The sequence below is a fragment of the Streptococcus dentiloxodontae genome, from assembly GCF_053206925.1.
In genome coordinates this window covers 1-14501 of the sequence record NZ_JBRUHR010000023.1, presented here as the reverse complement: position 1 = coordinate 14501, position 14501 = coordinate 1, and the positions used below count along the sequence as shown (strand labels likewise).

At 40.6% G+C, this 14501-nt stretch carries 17 protein-coding genes; 15 read left to right on the top strand and 2 right to left on the bottom strand.

What is annotated here, in order from left to right; genetic code table 11:
- Positions 1 to 144 precede the first annotated feature (144 nt).
- A complete protein-coding gene (asnA, locus tag ACVRZ8_RS09550; protein WP_447449102.1) occupies positions 145 to 1137 on the top strand; it encodes an aspartate--ammonia ligase in 993 nt (330 codons plus the stop codon).
- Between the two features lie 37 nt (positions 1138 to 1174).
- Here asnA and ACVRZ8_RS09545 read toward each other — a convergent pair whose 3' ends face one another.
- Complete coding sequence (locus ACVRZ8_RS09545) at positions 1175 to 2542, bottom strand: aspartate kinase (protein WP_447449101.1); 1368 nt, start codon at positions 2540 to 2542, stop codon at positions 1175 to 1177.
- Between the two features lie 122 nt (positions 2543 to 2664).
- On the opposite strand from ACVRZ8_RS09545, the gene ACVRZ8_RS09540 reads away from it, so the two are divergent.
- The 14 genes from ACVRZ8_RS09540 (at position 2665) to ACVRZ8_RS09475 (ending at position 14294) form a co-directional block, all read left to right on the top strand.
- The gene (locus ACVRZ8_RS09540) at positions 2665 to 3303 is read left to right on the top strand and encodes an HAD family hydrolase (protein WP_447449100.1); all 639 of its coding nucleotides are present in this window, start codon (positions 2665 to 2667) and stop codon (positions 3301 to 3303) included.
- A gap of 215 nt (positions 3304 to 3518) precedes the next feature.
- Positions 3519 to 4310 carry an enoyl-CoA hydratase gene (locus ACVRZ8_RS09535; RefSeq protein ID WP_447449099.1) on the top strand — a complete coding sequence of 264 codons (792 nt, stop codon included), beginning with the start codon at positions 3519 to 3521 and terminating at the stop codon, positions 4308 to 4310.
- Positions 4311 to 4405: 95 nt separating this feature from the next.
- Positions 4406 to 4840, top strand: coding sequence for a fatty acid biosynthesis transcriptional regulator FabT (gene fabT, locus ACVRZ8_RS09530; protein WP_447449098.1), 435 nt, complete (start codon positions 4406 to 4408; stop codon positions 4838 to 4840).
- On the top strand, positions 4840 to 5799 hold the full coding sequence (locus tag ACVRZ8_RS09525; protein ID WP_447449097.1) for a beta-ketoacyl-ACP synthase III: 960 nt from the start codon (positions 4840 to 4842) through the stop codon (positions 5797 to 5799). Before fabT ends, ACVRZ8_RS09525 begins: the two co-directional genes overlap by 1 nt.
- Positions 5800 to 5864: 65 nt before the next feature.
- Complete coding sequence (locus ACVRZ8_RS09520; RefSeq protein WP_447449096.1) at positions 5865 to 6089, top strand: acyl carrier protein; 225 nt, start codon at positions 5865 to 5867, stop codon at positions 6087 to 6089.
- 111 nt (positions 6090 to 6200) lie between these two features.
- A complete protein-coding gene (gene fabK, locus ACVRZ8_RS09515) occupies positions 6201 to 7166 on the top strand; it encodes an enoyl-[acyl-carrier-protein] reductase FabK (protein WP_447449095.1) in 966 nt (321 codons plus the stop codon).
- 25 nt (positions 7167 to 7191) lie between these two features.
- Positions 7192 to 8112, top strand: coding sequence for an ACP S-malonyltransferase (fabD, locus tag ACVRZ8_RS09510; RefSeq protein ID WP_447449094.1), 921 nt, complete (start codon positions 7192 to 7194; stop codon positions 8110 to 8112).
- 12 nt (positions 8113 to 8124) lie between these two features.
- Positions 8125 to 8859, top strand: a complete 735-nt coding sequence (fabG, locus tag ACVRZ8_RS09505; RefSeq protein WP_447449093.1) for a 3-oxoacyl-[acyl-carrier-protein] reductase — start codon at positions 8125 to 8127, stop codon at positions 8857 to 8859.
- A gap of 93 nt (positions 8860 to 8952) precedes the next feature.
- A complete protein-coding gene (gene fabF, locus ACVRZ8_RS09500; RefSeq protein WP_447449092.1) occupies positions 8953 to 10185 on the top strand; it encodes a beta-ketoacyl-ACP synthase II in 1233 nt (410 codons plus the stop codon).
- 6 nt (positions 10186 to 10191) lie between these two features.
- Positions 10192 to 10668, top strand: coding sequence for an acetyl-CoA carboxylase biotin carboxyl carrier protein (gene accB / locus ACVRZ8_RS09495; protein ID WP_447449091.1), 477 nt, complete (start codon positions 10192 to 10194; stop codon positions 10666 to 10668).
- A complete protein-coding gene (gene fabZ, locus ACVRZ8_RS09490; protein WP_447449090.1) occupies positions 10665 to 11090 on the top strand; it encodes a 3-hydroxyacyl-ACP dehydratase FabZ in 426 nt (141 codons plus the stop codon). Before accB ends, fabZ begins: the two co-directional genes overlap by 4 nt.
- A 194-nt stretch (positions 11091 to 11284) precedes the next feature.
- Positions 11285 to 12655 (top strand): acetyl-CoA carboxylase biotin carboxylase subunit, encoded by a 1371-nt coding sequence (locus tag ACVRZ8_RS09485; protein ID WP_447449089.1) that lies wholly within the window; start codon positions 11285 to 11287, stop codon positions 12653 to 12655.
- Positions 12656 to 12660: 5 nt separating this feature from the next.
- Complete coding sequence (gene accD, locus ACVRZ8_RS09480; RefSeq protein WP_447449088.1) at positions 12661 to 13527, top strand: acetyl-CoA carboxylase, carboxyltransferase subunit beta; 867 nt, start codon at positions 12661 to 12663, stop codon at positions 13525 to 13527.
- Positions 13524 to 14294: an acetyl-CoA carboxylase carboxyl transferase subunit alpha gene (locus ACVRZ8_RS09475; RefSeq protein WP_447449087.1), complete on the top strand. Its 771-nt coding sequence runs from the start codon at positions 13524 to 13526 to the stop codon at positions 14292 to 14294. The genes accD and ACVRZ8_RS09475 overlap by 4 nt, the downstream gene beginning before the upstream one ends.
- 34 nt (positions 14295 to 14328) lie before the next feature.
- Here ACVRZ8_RS09475 and ACVRZ8_RS09470 read toward each other — a convergent pair.
- A partial coding sequence (locus tag ACVRZ8_RS09470; protein WP_447449126.1) for a transposase occupies positions 14329 to 14501 on the bottom strand: 173 nt, incomplete at its 5' end.

Sequence of the window (14501 nt, the reverse complement as noted above, 5' to 3'; positions counted from 1 at the left end):
CTTTCAAAAGTTTTAGCACAACATAGATGTTAGAAAATGTAACATCAAAACCGCAAAAAATAGATATTTTTATCGAAAAAGCTTTATTTCCATGTAGATTAGGAGTATAATAATGGGTATCATGATTCAGAAAAGGAGCATTACATGAAAAAAAGCTTTATTCATCAACAAGAGGAGATTTCCTTTGTAAAAAATACTTTTACACAGTATTTGATTGATAAACTAGATGTTGTTGAAGTACAAGGACCTATTTTGAGTAAGGTCGGAGATGGGATGCAGGATAATTTAAATGGTATTGAAAATCCTGTTACCGTTAATGTGCTGCAAATTCCTGATGCTACTTATGAAGTGGTTCATTCGCTTGCTAAATGGAAACGTCACACTTTGGCGCGTTTTGGTTTCAATGAAGGGGAAGGACTTGTTGTCAATATGAAAGCTCTTCGCCCAGATGAGGATTCGCTGGATGCGACTCATTCGGTCTATGTTGACCAATGGGATTGGGAAAAGGTTATTCCAGATGGCCGTCGTGATATTGCTTATTTGAAAGAAACGGTTGAAACGATTTATAAAGTTATTCGTCTGACAGAACTTGCAGTTGAAGCCCGTTATGATATTGAGGCTGTGCTTCCTAAGAAGATCACTTTTGTTCATACAGAAGAATTAGTTGAAAAATATCCTAATTTGACGCCAAAAGAACGTGAAGATGCAGTCACTAAAGAGTATGGGGCAGTCTTTCTTATGGGAATCGGAGGGGTTCTTCCTGATGGTCAGCGGCATGATGGCCGAGCACCTGACTATGATGATTGGACATCTGAGTCAGAACATGGTTACCATGGTCTCAATGGTGACATCTTGGTCTGGAATGAAGCACTTGGATCGGCTTTTGAGTTATCATCAATGGGTATTCGTGTTGATGAAGAAGCATTAAAACGTCAAGTGAAAATTACAGGAGATGAGGATCGCTTGCAATTTGATTGGCATCAAGCTTTACTTCGAGGTCTTTTCCCATTGACAATCGGCGGTGGTATTGGTCAATCGCGTATGGCTATGTTCCTGCTTCGTAAAAAGCATATTGGTGAGGTACAGACATCAGTCTGGCCAGAGGCTGTACGTCAAGATTACGAAAATATTTTGTAATAAAAAAATCAGCTGAGCTTTCAGGCTCAGCTGATTTTTAATTTGATGCGTTTTCTTCTCCAAAGAAAGCATGATAAATAGCTTTAATAGCAGCTTTTTCCTGTTCCGTTTTAATAACAAACATAACAGAAACTTCACTTGAGCCTTGGGAGATCATTTCCAAATTAATATGATTGTCTGAAAGTGCTCTGGCAGCAGTTGCTGTCACCCCGATATGATTTTTCATATTTTCCCCAACAATCATAAGAATGGAAAGACCATGTTCAATTTCTACATCGTCAACACCAAGTTCACGCGTCAAGTATGAAATAATTTCTTGTTCCTTGATTGGAGTCAATTCCCGTTCACGAACAATAATAGATAAATCATCAATACCTGATGGAATATGCTCCCAGCGAATATTGAGATCTTCCAAAATTTGCAGAACCTTGCGGCCGAATCCGACCTCGCGATTCATCAGATATTTGGTCATGTTAATGCTGACAAACTTGTCATCACCAGCAATTCCAACGACTGGCACAGTTGCTCCGCTATGTTCCAAAATAACTTTAGTTCCCGGATGATCAGGATTGTTAGTATTTTTAATGACCAATGGGACTTTTCCTCGGTAAGCAGGAAGCAGCGCTTCGTCGTGCAGAACAGAAAAGCCAGCATAAGCCAGTTCACGCATCTCTTTGTAGGTTAATTCTGGGATGGAATGCGGCCGATGAACAACACCAGGGTGAGCCGCAAAAATACCGTCTACGTCAGTGAAATTTTCATAGAGGTCAGCCTTGACTCCGGCTGCCACGATAGAACCGGAAATATCCGATCCTCCGCGTGAAAAAGTACAGATTTGATTATCAACAGTAACGCCAAAGAATCCAGGGATAACAAGAACTTCTTCGGAATCCCGAAGTTCCTCAAGTTTGTCGTAGGAACTTGGCAAAATACGAGCATTTCCAGGCTCGCTGGAAACAATAATTCCTGCCTCTCTTGGGTGGACATAGCGTGCATCAATCCCGTTATGACGGAAATATTCAGCAATTAATTTAGCGTTATTATCTTCGCCTGCAGCAAGGAAGGTATCGTATAAAAAGCTGTTGTTTTCAATGGGGAGAGTTGCAAGACTGGTAATGGCTTCAGTGATTTTTGCCATAACAGCAGATTTAAATCCCAACTCATCAACCATGGCTTGGTAACGATTGATAATCCATTCTTGATCAGCCTTTACATCATCACCTTCGGTATAATGGCGATAATATCTGATTAAAGCATCTGTTACTTTAGTGTCTTCGGGGCTGCGCTTTCCTGGGGCAGAAACAACGACAAAACGGCGTTGACTGTCGGATTTAACGATATTGAGAACTTTTTCAAGTTGAGTTGCGGAAGCAAGCGAACTTCCGCCAAATTTGATGACTTTCATATGAACTCCTGAAATCTATATTCACTAAAAATGATAGCAAAATTCAGACAATTTGTCACTCTATTTTTCAATCTTTACCTAACTGTGATAGAATGGAGTGATATGATTTTGAGGAGGCTGTTATGGAATTGAAAGCTATTATTTTTGATATGGACGGTGTCTTGTTTGACACAGAGCTATATTACTATAACCGTAGGGCTAAATATCTTGCGCAACACGGGATCTCTGTTGCCCACCTACCACCATCTTTTTTTATTGGCGGCAATATGAAGCAGGTGTGGGAAAACATTTTAGGTGATGATATAGCTAAGTGGGATGTCAATGCTTTGCAAGTTGGTTATAACAAATATAAAGCTGATCATCCGCTGCCCTATAAAGACTTGATTTTTGCTGATGTCAAATCTACTCTGGATGTAGTTAAAGCTAAAGGACTTAAAATAGGACTCGCTTCTAGCTCAGTTAAGGCCGATATTATCAGGGCTTTGACGGAAAATAAGCTGAGCACTTATTTCGATCTTGTTCTGTCTGGTGAAGAGTTCCCAGAATCAAAACCAGATCCAGCTATTTACAACGAAGCAATACATCAGCTAGGCTTTTCAAAGGAAGAAGTTCTTATCGTTGAGGACAGTGAAAAGGGAATTGCCGCTGGCGTCTCAGCTGGTGTGGAAGTCTGGGCCATTCGTGATAAACGCTTTGGCATGGATCAGTCGGCAGCCGCTAAATTGATTGATAGTTTAACGGAACTCCGAGAACAGTTGTGATAAGTTGGAAAGGTTTTATTTAGTCAGTCATTGGTCTGATTAAAGGAATTAAAAAGCTCTCATTTTTTGCTTGTCCTTTTCAAAGACTATGGTATACTAGAATGGATGAAGAAAAATTTGATAATCAAAATATCTGTTCTTCAAATTAATAACGCTTAAAAGTTGGATATAACAAGGAAAAGTTATACACAAAAATGATTTTGGAGGAGTCAAAAATGACCTATCAGACTATTCTTTATAGTGTTGAGGATAATGTTGCTACTTTGACACTTAACCGACCAGAGGTGCAAAACGGTTTTAACATTCCTGTTTGCGATGAGATTATGGATGCTATCAAACAAGCAGAGGCAGATGATAGGGTTAGGTTTCTTGTTATCAATGCTAACGGTAAAGTTTTCTCAGTTGGCGGAGATCTTGCTCAAATGCAAGAAGCGGTTGCTGCTGATGATGTTCAGTCTCTAGTGCGCATTGCAGAACAAGTCAATGAAATTTCCTTTGCTCTGAAGAAACTGCCAAAGCCAGTAATTATGGCAGTTGATGGGCCGTGTGCGGGAGCTGCTGCTAATCTGGCGGTTGCTGCTGATTTTACAATTGCAAGCGATAAAGCCAAATTCATTCAAGCTTTTGTTGGTGTAGGGCTTGCACCTGATGCGGGAGGACTCTACCTTTTGACCCGTTCCATTGGGATTAACCGTGCTACGCAAATTACAATGACGGGTGAACCAGTATCGGCTGAAAAGGCTTTTGACTGGGGAATTGCTTACAAAATTTGTGAACCTGAAAAACTTGATAAAACGGTTGGTCAGCTCATTAAAAAATTGAATCGTTCTTCTGTCAATTCCTTCAAAGCCATTAAAGAGATGGTTTGGGAATCTGAGTTTTCTGGTTGGGAGAATTATGCCAAACTAGAACTTGAGTTGCAGAAGTCACTTGCCTTTACAGAAGACTTTAAAGAGGGTGTGCGTGCTTATGGAGAACGTCGCCGTCCGAAGTTTCAAGGTAAATAACCCCACATTAAGCAGATAAGAAAAAGAAAAGCTTGCAAAATTAGTTTGAGTCTGATATAATTTGAAAATCAAACTTTATTGAAGGGAGTTGTTCTATGGATTATAATCAAATCAATGAATATCTGGTTGATATTTTTAATAATGTTATTATCATTGAAGAAGCCAGCTTAAAAAATTCAAAATTTAAGGATGTTTCTATCAAGGAAATGCATACGATTGATGTGATTGGTTCCCATCCAGAGACAACACCTAGTGCGGTAGCTAAGGAGCTGATGCTAACCTTGGGAACTGTAACAACTTCTCTCAATAAGCTTGAACAAAAGGGTTATATTATCCGCACACGCTCGCGTATAGACCGCCGTGTTGTGCATTTGACACTTTCTAAAAAAGGGAGATTGGTCTATCGCCTGCATCGTCGCTTCCATAAATCCATGGTGATGAATATCACGGATGGTTTTAACGAAGAAGAAATGAAAGTTATGGCAAAGGGTCTTGAGAATCTTCATGCTTTTCTTGAGGAGTTGAAATAATGGCATTCGCAAAAATTTCACAAGCAGCGCACTATGTACCTGCTCAAGTCATAACTAATGATGACCTTTCTAAAATTATGGATACCAGTGATGAATGGATCTCGTCACGAACGGGTATTCGTCAGCGTCATATTTCTAAAACAGAGAGCACCAGTGATTTAGCGACAAAGGTTGCTGAAGATTTATTGGAAAAATCAGGGCTTTCCGCTGAAGAATTGGATTTCATTTTGGTGGCAACGATTTCTCCTGACACGAATATGCCTTCAACGGCCGCACGTGTTCAGGGAAATATTGGTGCTGTCAACGCTTTTGCTTTTGATGTGACGGCGGCCTGCAGCGGTTTTGTTTTTGCTCTAGCAACTGCAGAAAAATTGATTTCATCAGGAGCTTATCAAAAGGGCTTCGTTATTGGTGCAGAAGTTTTGTCTAAAACATTAGATTGGACAGACCGCAGAACGGCTGTGCTTTTTGGAGACGGAGCTGGAGGTGTTTTGCTGGAAACTAGCACTCAGCAACATTTCTTGGCAGAATCTCTTAATACCGACGGCAGCAAGGATGGCTTAGAATCAGGGGCTACAGCGCTGCAATCACCTTTTTCAGTGAGAGAGGATGTTAATCCTTTCTTGCAGATGGATGGTCGTTCTATCTTTGATTTTGCTATTCGGACAGTATCTAAGAGTATTCAGACTTTGCTGGCTGATCGTGAGGAACCTGATTATTTCCTGCTTCATCAGGCTAATATCCGTATTTTGGATAAAATGGCTAGGAAGATTGGCGTTGAGCGAGATAAGTTCCTAGCCAATATGATGGAGTACGGTAATACCAGCGCAGCCAGTATTCCCATTTTGTTATCAGAAAGCATAGCAAATGGAACCTTGAAATTAGACGGTTCTCAAACGATTCTGCTCTCAGGTTTTGGGGGTGGATTGACATGGGGCAGTCTAATTGTTAAAATCTAGTTATATAAATTATGCATATGCATAGATTATAAGAAAATATATTTATCTTAAAGGAGACCTTTAAAATGGCAGTATTTGACAAAGTACAAGAAATTATCGTAGAAGAACTTGGTAAAGATGCATCGGAAGTTAAGGAAGAAACAACTTTCGAGGCTCTTGATGCGGATTCACTTGATGTATTCCAAGTTATTTCAGAAATCGAAGATGAGTTTGATATTCAAATCGAAACTGAAGATGGTCTTAACACAGTTGGTGACCTTGTTGCTTACGTAGAAGATAAAACTAAATAAGCACAACTCAGAGAATATTCTAATGGGGATATTCTCCTTTGTTTATTCAATTAGTTTGATTGTTGAATTACTTATTTGATTAGAAATTCCGAAAAGGTAAAAAGGTAAAAAATGAAAACTCGAATTACAGAACTTTTGGGCATTAAGTACCCTATTTTCCAAGGTGGTATGGCTTGGGTTGCCGATGGCGATTTAGCTGGTGCTGTTTCAAATGCTGGAGGTCTCGGTATCATTGGCGGAGGTAATGCACCTAAAGAAGTTGTGAAAGCCAATATTGACAAAGTAAAATCAATTACTGACAAACCCTTTGGTGTTAATATCATGCTTTTATCTCCCTTTGCTGATGATATTGTTGATTTGGTCATTGAAGAAGGAGTTAAAGTCGTCACTACTGGTGCTGGTAATCCTGGAAAGTATATGGAGCGTTTCCATGATGCGGGCATAACAGTAATACCAGTAGTTCCTTCAGTGGCTCTTGCTAAACGTATGGAAAAATTGGGAGCTGATGCAGTTATTGCTGAAGGTATGGAAGCCGGTGGACATATTGGCAAATTAACGACGATGACTCTTGTACGTCAAGTTGTTGATGCTGTTGATATTCCGGTTGTAGGTGCTGGAGGTGTGGCTGATGGTAATGGTGCAGCTGCTGTTTTCATGCTAGGTGCAGAAGCTATTCAAGTTGGAACACGGTTTGTAGTTGCCAAAGAATCAAACGCCCACCAGAACTTTAAGGACAAAATTTTAAAAGCAAAGGATATTGATACGGTTGTGTCAGCTTCAGTTGTTGGACACCCTGTTCGTGCTATTAAGAATAAGCTTTCTTCAGCTTACGGACAAGCTGAGAAGGATTTCTTAGCTGGTAAAAAGTCGGCAGAAGAAATTGAAGAATTGGGAGCTGGTGCTTTGCGTAATGCCGTTGTAGATGGAGATGTTGTCAATGGTTCTGTTATGTCAGGGCAAATTGCAGGTCTTGTTCACAAAGAAGAAACCTGTGAGGAAATCTTGAAAGATTTGTACTATGGTGCTGCCAAAGTTATTAATGAGCAGGCTGCTCGCTGGGCTGATGTAGATAGCTAAAAACCAGTCGAAAGGATTAGAAACAGTGACAAAACGTGCCTTTTTATTCGCCGGTCAGGGTGCCCAAAAATTGGGGATGGCCGCTGATTTATATGCTAATCATGCTATTGTTAAGGAAACATTTGATACAGCAAGTCAGATTTTAGGATATGATTTACGCGCTCTTATTGATAATGATGAGGAAAAACTCAATCAAACACGCTATACTCAGCCTGCCATTTTGACAACATCTGTAGCTATTTATCGTTTGCTGGCAGAAAATGGCTATACTCCTGATATTGTCGCAGGTCTTTCGTTGGGAGAATACTCAGCTCTCGTAGCAGCTGGAGCTCTTTCTTTTGAAGATGCGGTTTCTCTGGTTGCTAAGCGCGGAGAATTTATGGAAACAGCGGCTCCTGCGGGTTCTGGTAAAATGGTTGCTGTCATGAATACTGATCCAGCACTGATTGAAGAAATTTGTCGGAAGGCTTCTGAAAAGGGTGTTGTGACACCAGCTAACTATAACACTCCGGCACAAATCGTCATTGGTGGTGAGGTAGAAGCTGTTAATTATGCTGTTGAGTTGCTCAAGGAAGCTGGCACTAAACGTTTGATTCCTTTGAAAGTTTCTGGACCGTTTCACACAGCCTTGCTTCAATCTGCTAGTGTCAAATTGGCAGCAGAACTTGAAAAAGTTACTTTTAATCATTTTGCTTTACCGTTGGTTGGCAATACAGAAGCTAAAATTATGAAAGAAGCAGATGTTAAGTCTCTGCTGGCTAGGCAGGTCATGGAGCCCGTTCGTTTTTATGACTCAATTGCTGTTATTCAGGATTTTGGTGTAAATGAAGTCATTGAAATTGGACCGGGAAAAGTTTTATCAGGATTCCTCAAGAAAATTGATAAGAGTCTGCCTGCTCAAGCGATAGAAGATGAAGAAAGTTTCAAAGCACTTCTTAATGCATAAAGCGAGGTAATCATGGAAATAAAAAATAAAAATGTCTTTGTAACAGGATCAACTCGCGGAATTGGTCTTGCCATTGCTCATAAATTCGCTGCCCTTGGTGCAAATGTAGTTCTTAATGGCCGCTCTGCAATTTCTGAGGAATTGCTGGCGCAGTTTGCAGATTACGGTGTTCAGGTTGTTGGTATTTCTGGAGATATTTCATCTAGTGAAGAGGCCAATCAGATGGTTAGCGAAGCTATTGAAAAATTAGGTTCGGTTGATATTCTTGTTAATAATGCAGGAATTACAAACGACAAGCTGATGCTGAAAATGACAGCAGAAGATTTTGATGCTGTTTTAAAAATCAATCTGACAGGTGCTTTCAATATGACTAAAGCAGTCATGAAGCCAATGACTAAAGCACGTCAGGGGGCTATTATCAATCTTTCTTCTGTTGTTGGTTTGATGGGAAATATTGGACAGGCAAACTATGCAGCTTCAAAGGCGGGTCTGCTTGGTTTTACCAAATCTGTTGCCCGTGAAGTTGCTGCGCGCGGTGTACGTGTCAATGCTATTGCACCAGGGTTTATTGAGTCTGATATGACAGATGCCATTCCAGATAAAATGAAAGATGCTATGCTGGCACAAATTCCAATGAAATCTTTTGGGAAACCAGATCAAGTTGCCGATGTAGCTGTTTTCTTGGCTCAGCAAGAATATCTGACTGGTCAAACCATTGCTATTGATGGCGGTATGACCATGCAGTAAAATCCCTTTCAATTCAGCTTTTAAAGTAAAATGAAGCTGTGTCTCAGCTCTGCTATTTTTAAGAAAAAATTCTCTATCATAGGAGTAAAAAATATGTCTACTAATCGTGTTGTTGTTACAGGTTACGGTGTAACCTCACCAATCGGAAATACACCAGAAGAATTCTGGAATAGCCTTCATGATGGTAAAATTGGTATCAAACCAATTACAAAATTTGATCCATCTGAAATTGATGTTCACAATGCGGGGGAAATTCAAGATTTTCCATTTGACAAGTATTTTGTCAAAAAAGATACTAACCGCATGGATACCTATTCATTATATGCTATTTATGCTGCTTTGGATGCTATTGAGAATGCTAAACTTGATATGGATACTGTTGATCGTGACCGTACGGGTGTTATTGTATCATCAGGTATCGGTGGTTTGCAGGAATTGGAAGATCAGATCATTCGTATGCATGAACGCGGGATGAAACGGATCAAGCCTATGTTTATTCCTAAAGCTCTTTCAAATATGGGTGCTGGAAATATCGCTCTTAAGATTGGTGCTCAAGGTGTATGTAAGTCTATTACAACAGCCTGTGCATCAGCTAATGATGCTATCGGCGAAGCCTTTCGTGAGATTAAATATGGTCATCATGATGTCATCCTAGCAGGCGGTTCAGAAGCTTCAATCACTAAAATTGGTATTGGTGGTTTCAATGCTTTGACAGCCCTTTCAACGACTGAAGATCCGGCGCGTTCTGCTATTCCGTTTGACAAAGACCGCAATGGTTTTGTTATGGGTGAAGGTGCAGGTGTTCTCATTGTTGAAAGTCTTGAACATGCACAAAAACGTGGTGCTACTATCTTAGCTGAAATCGTCGGTTACGGATCAAACTGTGATGCTTATCACATGACAACGCCAACTCCTGATGGGTCAGGGGCTGCCAAGGCTATCAAATTAGCTATCAATGAGGCTGGAATTAAGCCAGAAGATATTGATTATGTTAATGCACATGGAACATCAACTCAGGCCAATGAAAAGGGCGAAAGTAAGGCCATTGTCGCTACGCTTGGTAAGGAAGTTCCTGTTTCATCTACAAAATCCTTTACAGGTCACTTGCTTGGTGCTGCGGGTGCGGTAGAAGCTATTGCAACGATTGAAGCTATTCGCCATCATTTTGTACCAATGACAGCTGGGACTCAAGAACTTTCAGAGGATATTGAGGCTAATGTTGTTTATGGTCAAGGTCAAGAAGCAGATATCCAGTATGCTATTTCAAATACCTTTGGCTTTGGCGGTCACAATGCAGTTTTGGCATTCAAACGTTGGGAGGCGTAAAATTATATGAATATTTCAGAAGTCAAGGATTTAATGGCACAATTTGATGTTTCAAGCCTTCGTGAATTTTCATACAAAACAGGCAATGAGGAGCTTGCTTTTTCAAAAAATGAGCAGATCTTTCAGCCGACTCCTTCTACAGGTGCAGCACCGGTTGCTCCTCAATCTGCAGCGCCGTCTCCGTCAAAAGAGGCACAAACAGAAAGTTCAGTTCCAGTAGAATCATCTGCAGCTTCAGTTGTTGCTGAAGGTGATGTGGTAGAAAGCCCGCTTGTTGGTGTAGCTTATCTTGCGCCATCTCCTGATAAACCAGAATTTGTTAAAGTTGGCGATTCTGTCAAAAAGGGGCAAACGCTTCTGATTATTGAAGCAATGAAAGTTATGAACGAAGTCCCAGCTCCCAAAGACGGTGTTGTTACAGAGATTTTAGTAGCCAATGAAGAAGTTGTAGATTTTGGAAAAGGATTGGTGCGTATCAAATGACGATAGATATCAACGCTATTCGAGAAGCTTTGCCTCACCGTTATCCCATGCTTTTGGTTGACCGTGTGCTTGAAGTTTCAGATGACGAAATTGTTGCCATCAAAAATGTGACTATTAATGAGCCTTTCTTTAATGGACATTTTCCTCAATATCCAGTAATGCCAGGTGTTCTTATTATGGAAGCACTTGCTCAGACGGCTGGAGTTTTGGAATTATCCAAGGAAGAAAATAAAGGCAAATTAGTTTTTTATGCGGGCATGGATAAGGTTAAATTTAAAAAACAGGTTGTTCCTGGAGATCAACTTGTTATGACAGCTAAATTTATCAAACGTCGCGGAACCATTGCTGTCGTTGAAGCAAAGGCAGAAGTTGATGGCAAATTGGCAGCGTCAGGGACTTTGACCTTCGCTATTGGCAGTTAGAAAATTCTGCTGGTGCCAGTTAGACACCGTACGATTTTGTTAACTCATGTTTTTGAAACTCATTTTCTAGAAAGGATGAGTTTATATCACATAGAAAGGAATCAAGCTTGGACTAATCGTTCAATGAAGAAGAAATAACAATTTTATTATCTGATTTTCTTTTTGGTTTTTAGGAGTCCGTGCTATCTTATTTTATGTTTAAAAAGTTATTGATTGCCAATCGCGGTGAAATTGCAGTGCGTATTATTCGTGCGGCTCGTGAACTTGGCATTTCGACAGTCGCTGTTTATTCAGAAGCCGATAAGAAATCCCTTCATACGATCTTAGCGGATGAAGCGGTTTGTGTTGGTCCTGCTAAATCTACAGACTCTTATTTGAATATGAATGCAGTGCTTTCTGCTGCTATTGTAACGGGAGCAGAAGCTATTCACCCAGGTTTTGGTTTTTTGAGTGAGAATTCAAAATTCGCAACCCTGTGTGAAGAAATGAATATCAAGTTTATTGGTCCGGCAGGATCCATCATGGATAAAATGGGCGATAAAATCAATGCGCGTGCTGAGATGATTAAAGCTAATGTGCCGGTTATTCCAGGTTCAGACGGGGAGGTTTTTACAGCCCAAGAAGCCTTGGCTGTAGCTAATAAACTAGGCTATCCAGTCATGTTGAAAGCTTCTGCTGGAGGTGGCGGCAAGGGTATTCGTAAGGTCAATGCTGAGGAAGAACTAGCTCCAGCCTTCGAGTCAGCCTCTCAGGAAGCAAAGGCAGCTTTTGGCAATGGGGCTATGTATATTGAAAAAGTCATTTACCCTGCTCGCCACATTGAGGTCCAAATTTTAGGCGATTCATTTGGCAATATTGTTCACCTAGGTGAAAGGGATTGTTCCCTTCAGCGAAATAACCAAAAAGTTCTGGAAGAAAGCCCTTCTGTAGCTATTGGTAAGACTCTTCGCAAGAAAATAGGGGAAGCTGCCGTTCGTGCAGCTAAGGCTGTCCATTATGAAAATGCAGGAACGATTGAATTTCTTTTGGATGAAAAAATCGGTGAATTCTATTTTATGGAAATGAATACTCGTGTTCAAGTTGAGCATCCCGTCACCGAATTTGTTACAGGTGTTGATATTGTCAAAGAGCAAATTCGTATTGCTGCAGGCCAAGAACTCTCTGTCACTCAAGATGATATTAAGATCACAGGCCATGCCATTGAGTGCCGCATTAATGCTGAAAATCCTAAGTTCAATTTTGCACCGAGTCCTGGTAAGATTATAGATCTATATCTGCCAAGCGGCGGTGTTGGCTTACGTGTGGATTCTGCTGTTTACAGCGGTTATACTATTCCGCCTTATTATGATTCTATGATTGCCAAAATTATTGTTCACGGTGAAAATCGTTTTGATGCACTGATGAAAATGCAGCGTGCTCTCTACGAACTTGAGATCGAAGGTCTTGTGACTAATGCTGACTTCCAGCTGGATTTGATTTCAAATCCAAATGTTATTGCTGGCGATTATGATACTTCTTTCTTGATGGAAACATTTCTTCCTAATTATCAAAATAATGAGGATTAAGATTTATGGGATTATTTGACAGAAAAGAAAAATATATTCGTATCAATCCTAATAGCTCCGTCCGTCATACAGCTAAGCGTGAGGCACCTGAAGTTCCTGATGAACTTTTTGCCAAGTGCCCAGGCTGTAAGCAATCCATCTACCAAAAGGATTTAGGTCCAGCTAAAATTTGTCCAAATTGTTCCTATAATTTTCGTATCTCAGCCAAAGAGCGTTTGTCTTTGACAGTAGATAAAGGTTCTTTTGAAGAGCTTTTTACAGGTATTGAAACTAAAGATCCTCTGCATTTTCCTGATTATAAGGATAAGCTTGTGGCAGTTCGTAAAAAAACTGGTCTTGATGAAGCTGTCTTGACAGGAGTGGCCAGTATTAAAGGACAAAAAACAGCTCTTGCTATCATGGATTCTAACTTTATTATGGCTTCCATGGGAACGGTTGTTGGTGAAAAGATTACTCGTTTGTTTGAGTATGCCATCACGAAGCGCCTGCCAGTTGTTATTTTTACAGCTTCAGGCGGAGCTCGCATGCAAGAAGGCATTATGAGCCTGATGCAAATGGCTAAAATTTCAGCTGCTGTTAAGCGTCATTCAAATGAAGGCCTCTTTTATCTAACCGTTTTGACGGATCCAACAACCGGCGGCGTTACGGCTAGTTTTGCTATGGAAGGCGATATCATTATTGCTGAGCCTCAAACCTTAATTGGATTTGCTGGCCGCCGCGTTATTGAGACGACTGTACGTGAAACCCTTCCAGATGATTTTCAAAAAGCTGAATTTCTACGAGAACACGGTTTTGTAGATAGCATTGTCAAACGAACGGAGATGACAGATACTATAGGCAAATTATTGTCTTTTCATGGAGGTGTCAAATGAGTGACGTATCACGTATTTTAAAAGAGGCGCGTGATCAAGGTCGTTTGACGGCACTTGATTATGCTCAAAGTATTTTTGATGATTTCATTGAACTTCATGGGGATCGTAATTTTCGTGATGATGGTGCTGTTATTGGCGGTATTGGCAGTCTTAATGGCAGGGCTGTTACGATTGTTGGTATTCAAAAAGGGAAGAATCTTCAGGACAATCTCAACCGTAATTTTGGTCAGCCCCATCCGGAAGGCTACCGGAAAGCACTTCGGCTGATGAAGCAGGCTGAGAAATTTGGCCGTCCAGTGGTTACCTTTATCAACACAGCTGGCGCCTATCCAGGTGTTGGTGCAGAAGAACGCGGCCAAGGTGAGGCTATTGCTCGCAATCTTATGGAAATGAGCGATCTAAAAGTTCCCATTATTGCCATTATCATTGGAGAGGGCGGATCAGGCGGTGCTCTTGCTTTGGCAGTCGCAGATAAGGTCTGGATGCTTGAAAATACTATTTATTCTATTTTGAGTCCAGAGGGCTTTGCCTCGATTTTATGGAAGGATGGCAGCCGTGCTTCTGAAGCGGCTGAACTCATGAAACTAACCTCAGGGGAACTGAAAAAGATGGGTGTCATTGATAAGGTGATTCCTGAACGCGGCTATTTTTCAAGTGAAATTCTTGCTAATCTTAAAACGGCAATTATTGAGGAATTAGAGCAGCTGAGCTTGCTTTCAACGGCTGAATTGCTGGAAGCTCGCTATCAGCGGTTTAGACAATATTAAAGGCTCTTTGTCAACTGTAGTGGGTGACTTATAATTAAGCACGAGAGAGAATCAGATTGGTTCTCTCTCTTTGCATGTTTAAAGCGATAAGAATTTTAGTTTTAAAGTTTTTGAAGTTTCGAAAGCCAAAAGCTTGGCGTTTGATGTCCTTGATAAGCTTGTTGGTTGCTTCCAATTTAGCGTTAGAATAAGGTAGGTTAAGAGCAT

What these genes read in the sequence shown, in the direction of transcription:
- ACVRZ8_RS09475 (WP_447449087.1), top strand. Translation starts at nt 13,524, where the DNA reads ATGAGTGACGTATCACGTATTTTAAAAGAGGCGCGTGATCAAGGTCGT.
- fabG (WP_447449093.1), top strand. Translation starts at nt 8,125, where the DNA reads ATGGAAATAAAAAATAAAAATGTCTTTGTAACAGGATCAACTCGCGGA.
- accB (WP_447449091.1), top strand. Translation starts at nt 10,192, where the DNA reads ATGAATATTTCAGAAGTCAAGGATTTAATGGCACAATTTGATGTTTCA.
- ACVRZ8_RS09525 (WP_447449097.1), top strand. Translation starts at nt 4,840, where the DNA reads ATGGCATTCGCAAAAATTTCACAAGCAGCGCACTATGTACCTGCTCAA.
- fabZ (WP_447449090.1), top strand. Translation starts at nt 10,665, where the DNA reads ATGACGATAGATATCAACGCTATTCGAGAAGCTTTGCCTCACCGTTAT.
- ACVRZ8_RS09485 (WP_447449089.1), top strand. Translation starts at nt 11,285, where the DNA reads ATGTTTAAAAAGTTATTGATTGCCAATCGCGGTGAAATTGCAGTGCGT.
- accD (WP_447449088.1), top strand. Translation starts at nt 12,661, where the DNA reads ATGGGATTATTTGACAGAAAAGAAAAATATATTCGTATCAATCCTAAT.
- fabF (WP_447449092.1), top strand. Translation starts at nt 8,953, where the DNA reads ATGTCTACTAATCGTGTTGTTGTTACAGGTTACGGTGTAACCTCACCA.
- ACVRZ8_RS09520 (WP_447449096.1), top strand. Translation starts at nt 5,865, where the DNA reads ATGGCAGTATTTGACAAAGTACAAGAAATTATCGTAGAAGAACTTGGT.
- fabK (WP_447449095.1), top strand. Translation starts at nt 6,201, where the DNA reads ATGAAAACTCGAATTACAGAACTTTTGGGCATTAAGTACCCTATTTTC.
- fabT (WP_447449098.1), top strand. Translation starts at nt 4,406, where the DNA reads ATGGATTATAATCAAATCAATGAATATCTGGTTGATATTTTTAATAAT.
- ACVRZ8_RS09545 (WP_447449101.1), bottom strand. Translation starts at nt 2,542, where the DNA reads ATGAAAGTCATCAAATTTGGCGGAAGTTCGCTTGCTTCCGCAACTCAA.
- asnA (WP_447449102.1), top strand. Translation starts at nt 145, where the DNA reads ATGAAAAAAAGCTTTATTCATCAACAAGAGGAGATTTCCTTTGTAAAA.
- ACVRZ8_RS09540 (WP_447449100.1), top strand. Translation starts at nt 2,665, where the DNA reads ATGGAATTGAAAGCTATTATTTTTGATATGGACGGTGTCTTGTTTGAC.
- ACVRZ8_RS09535 (WP_447449099.1), top strand. Translation starts at nt 3,519, where the DNA reads ATGACCTATCAGACTATTCTTTATAGTGTTGAGGATAATGTTGCTACT.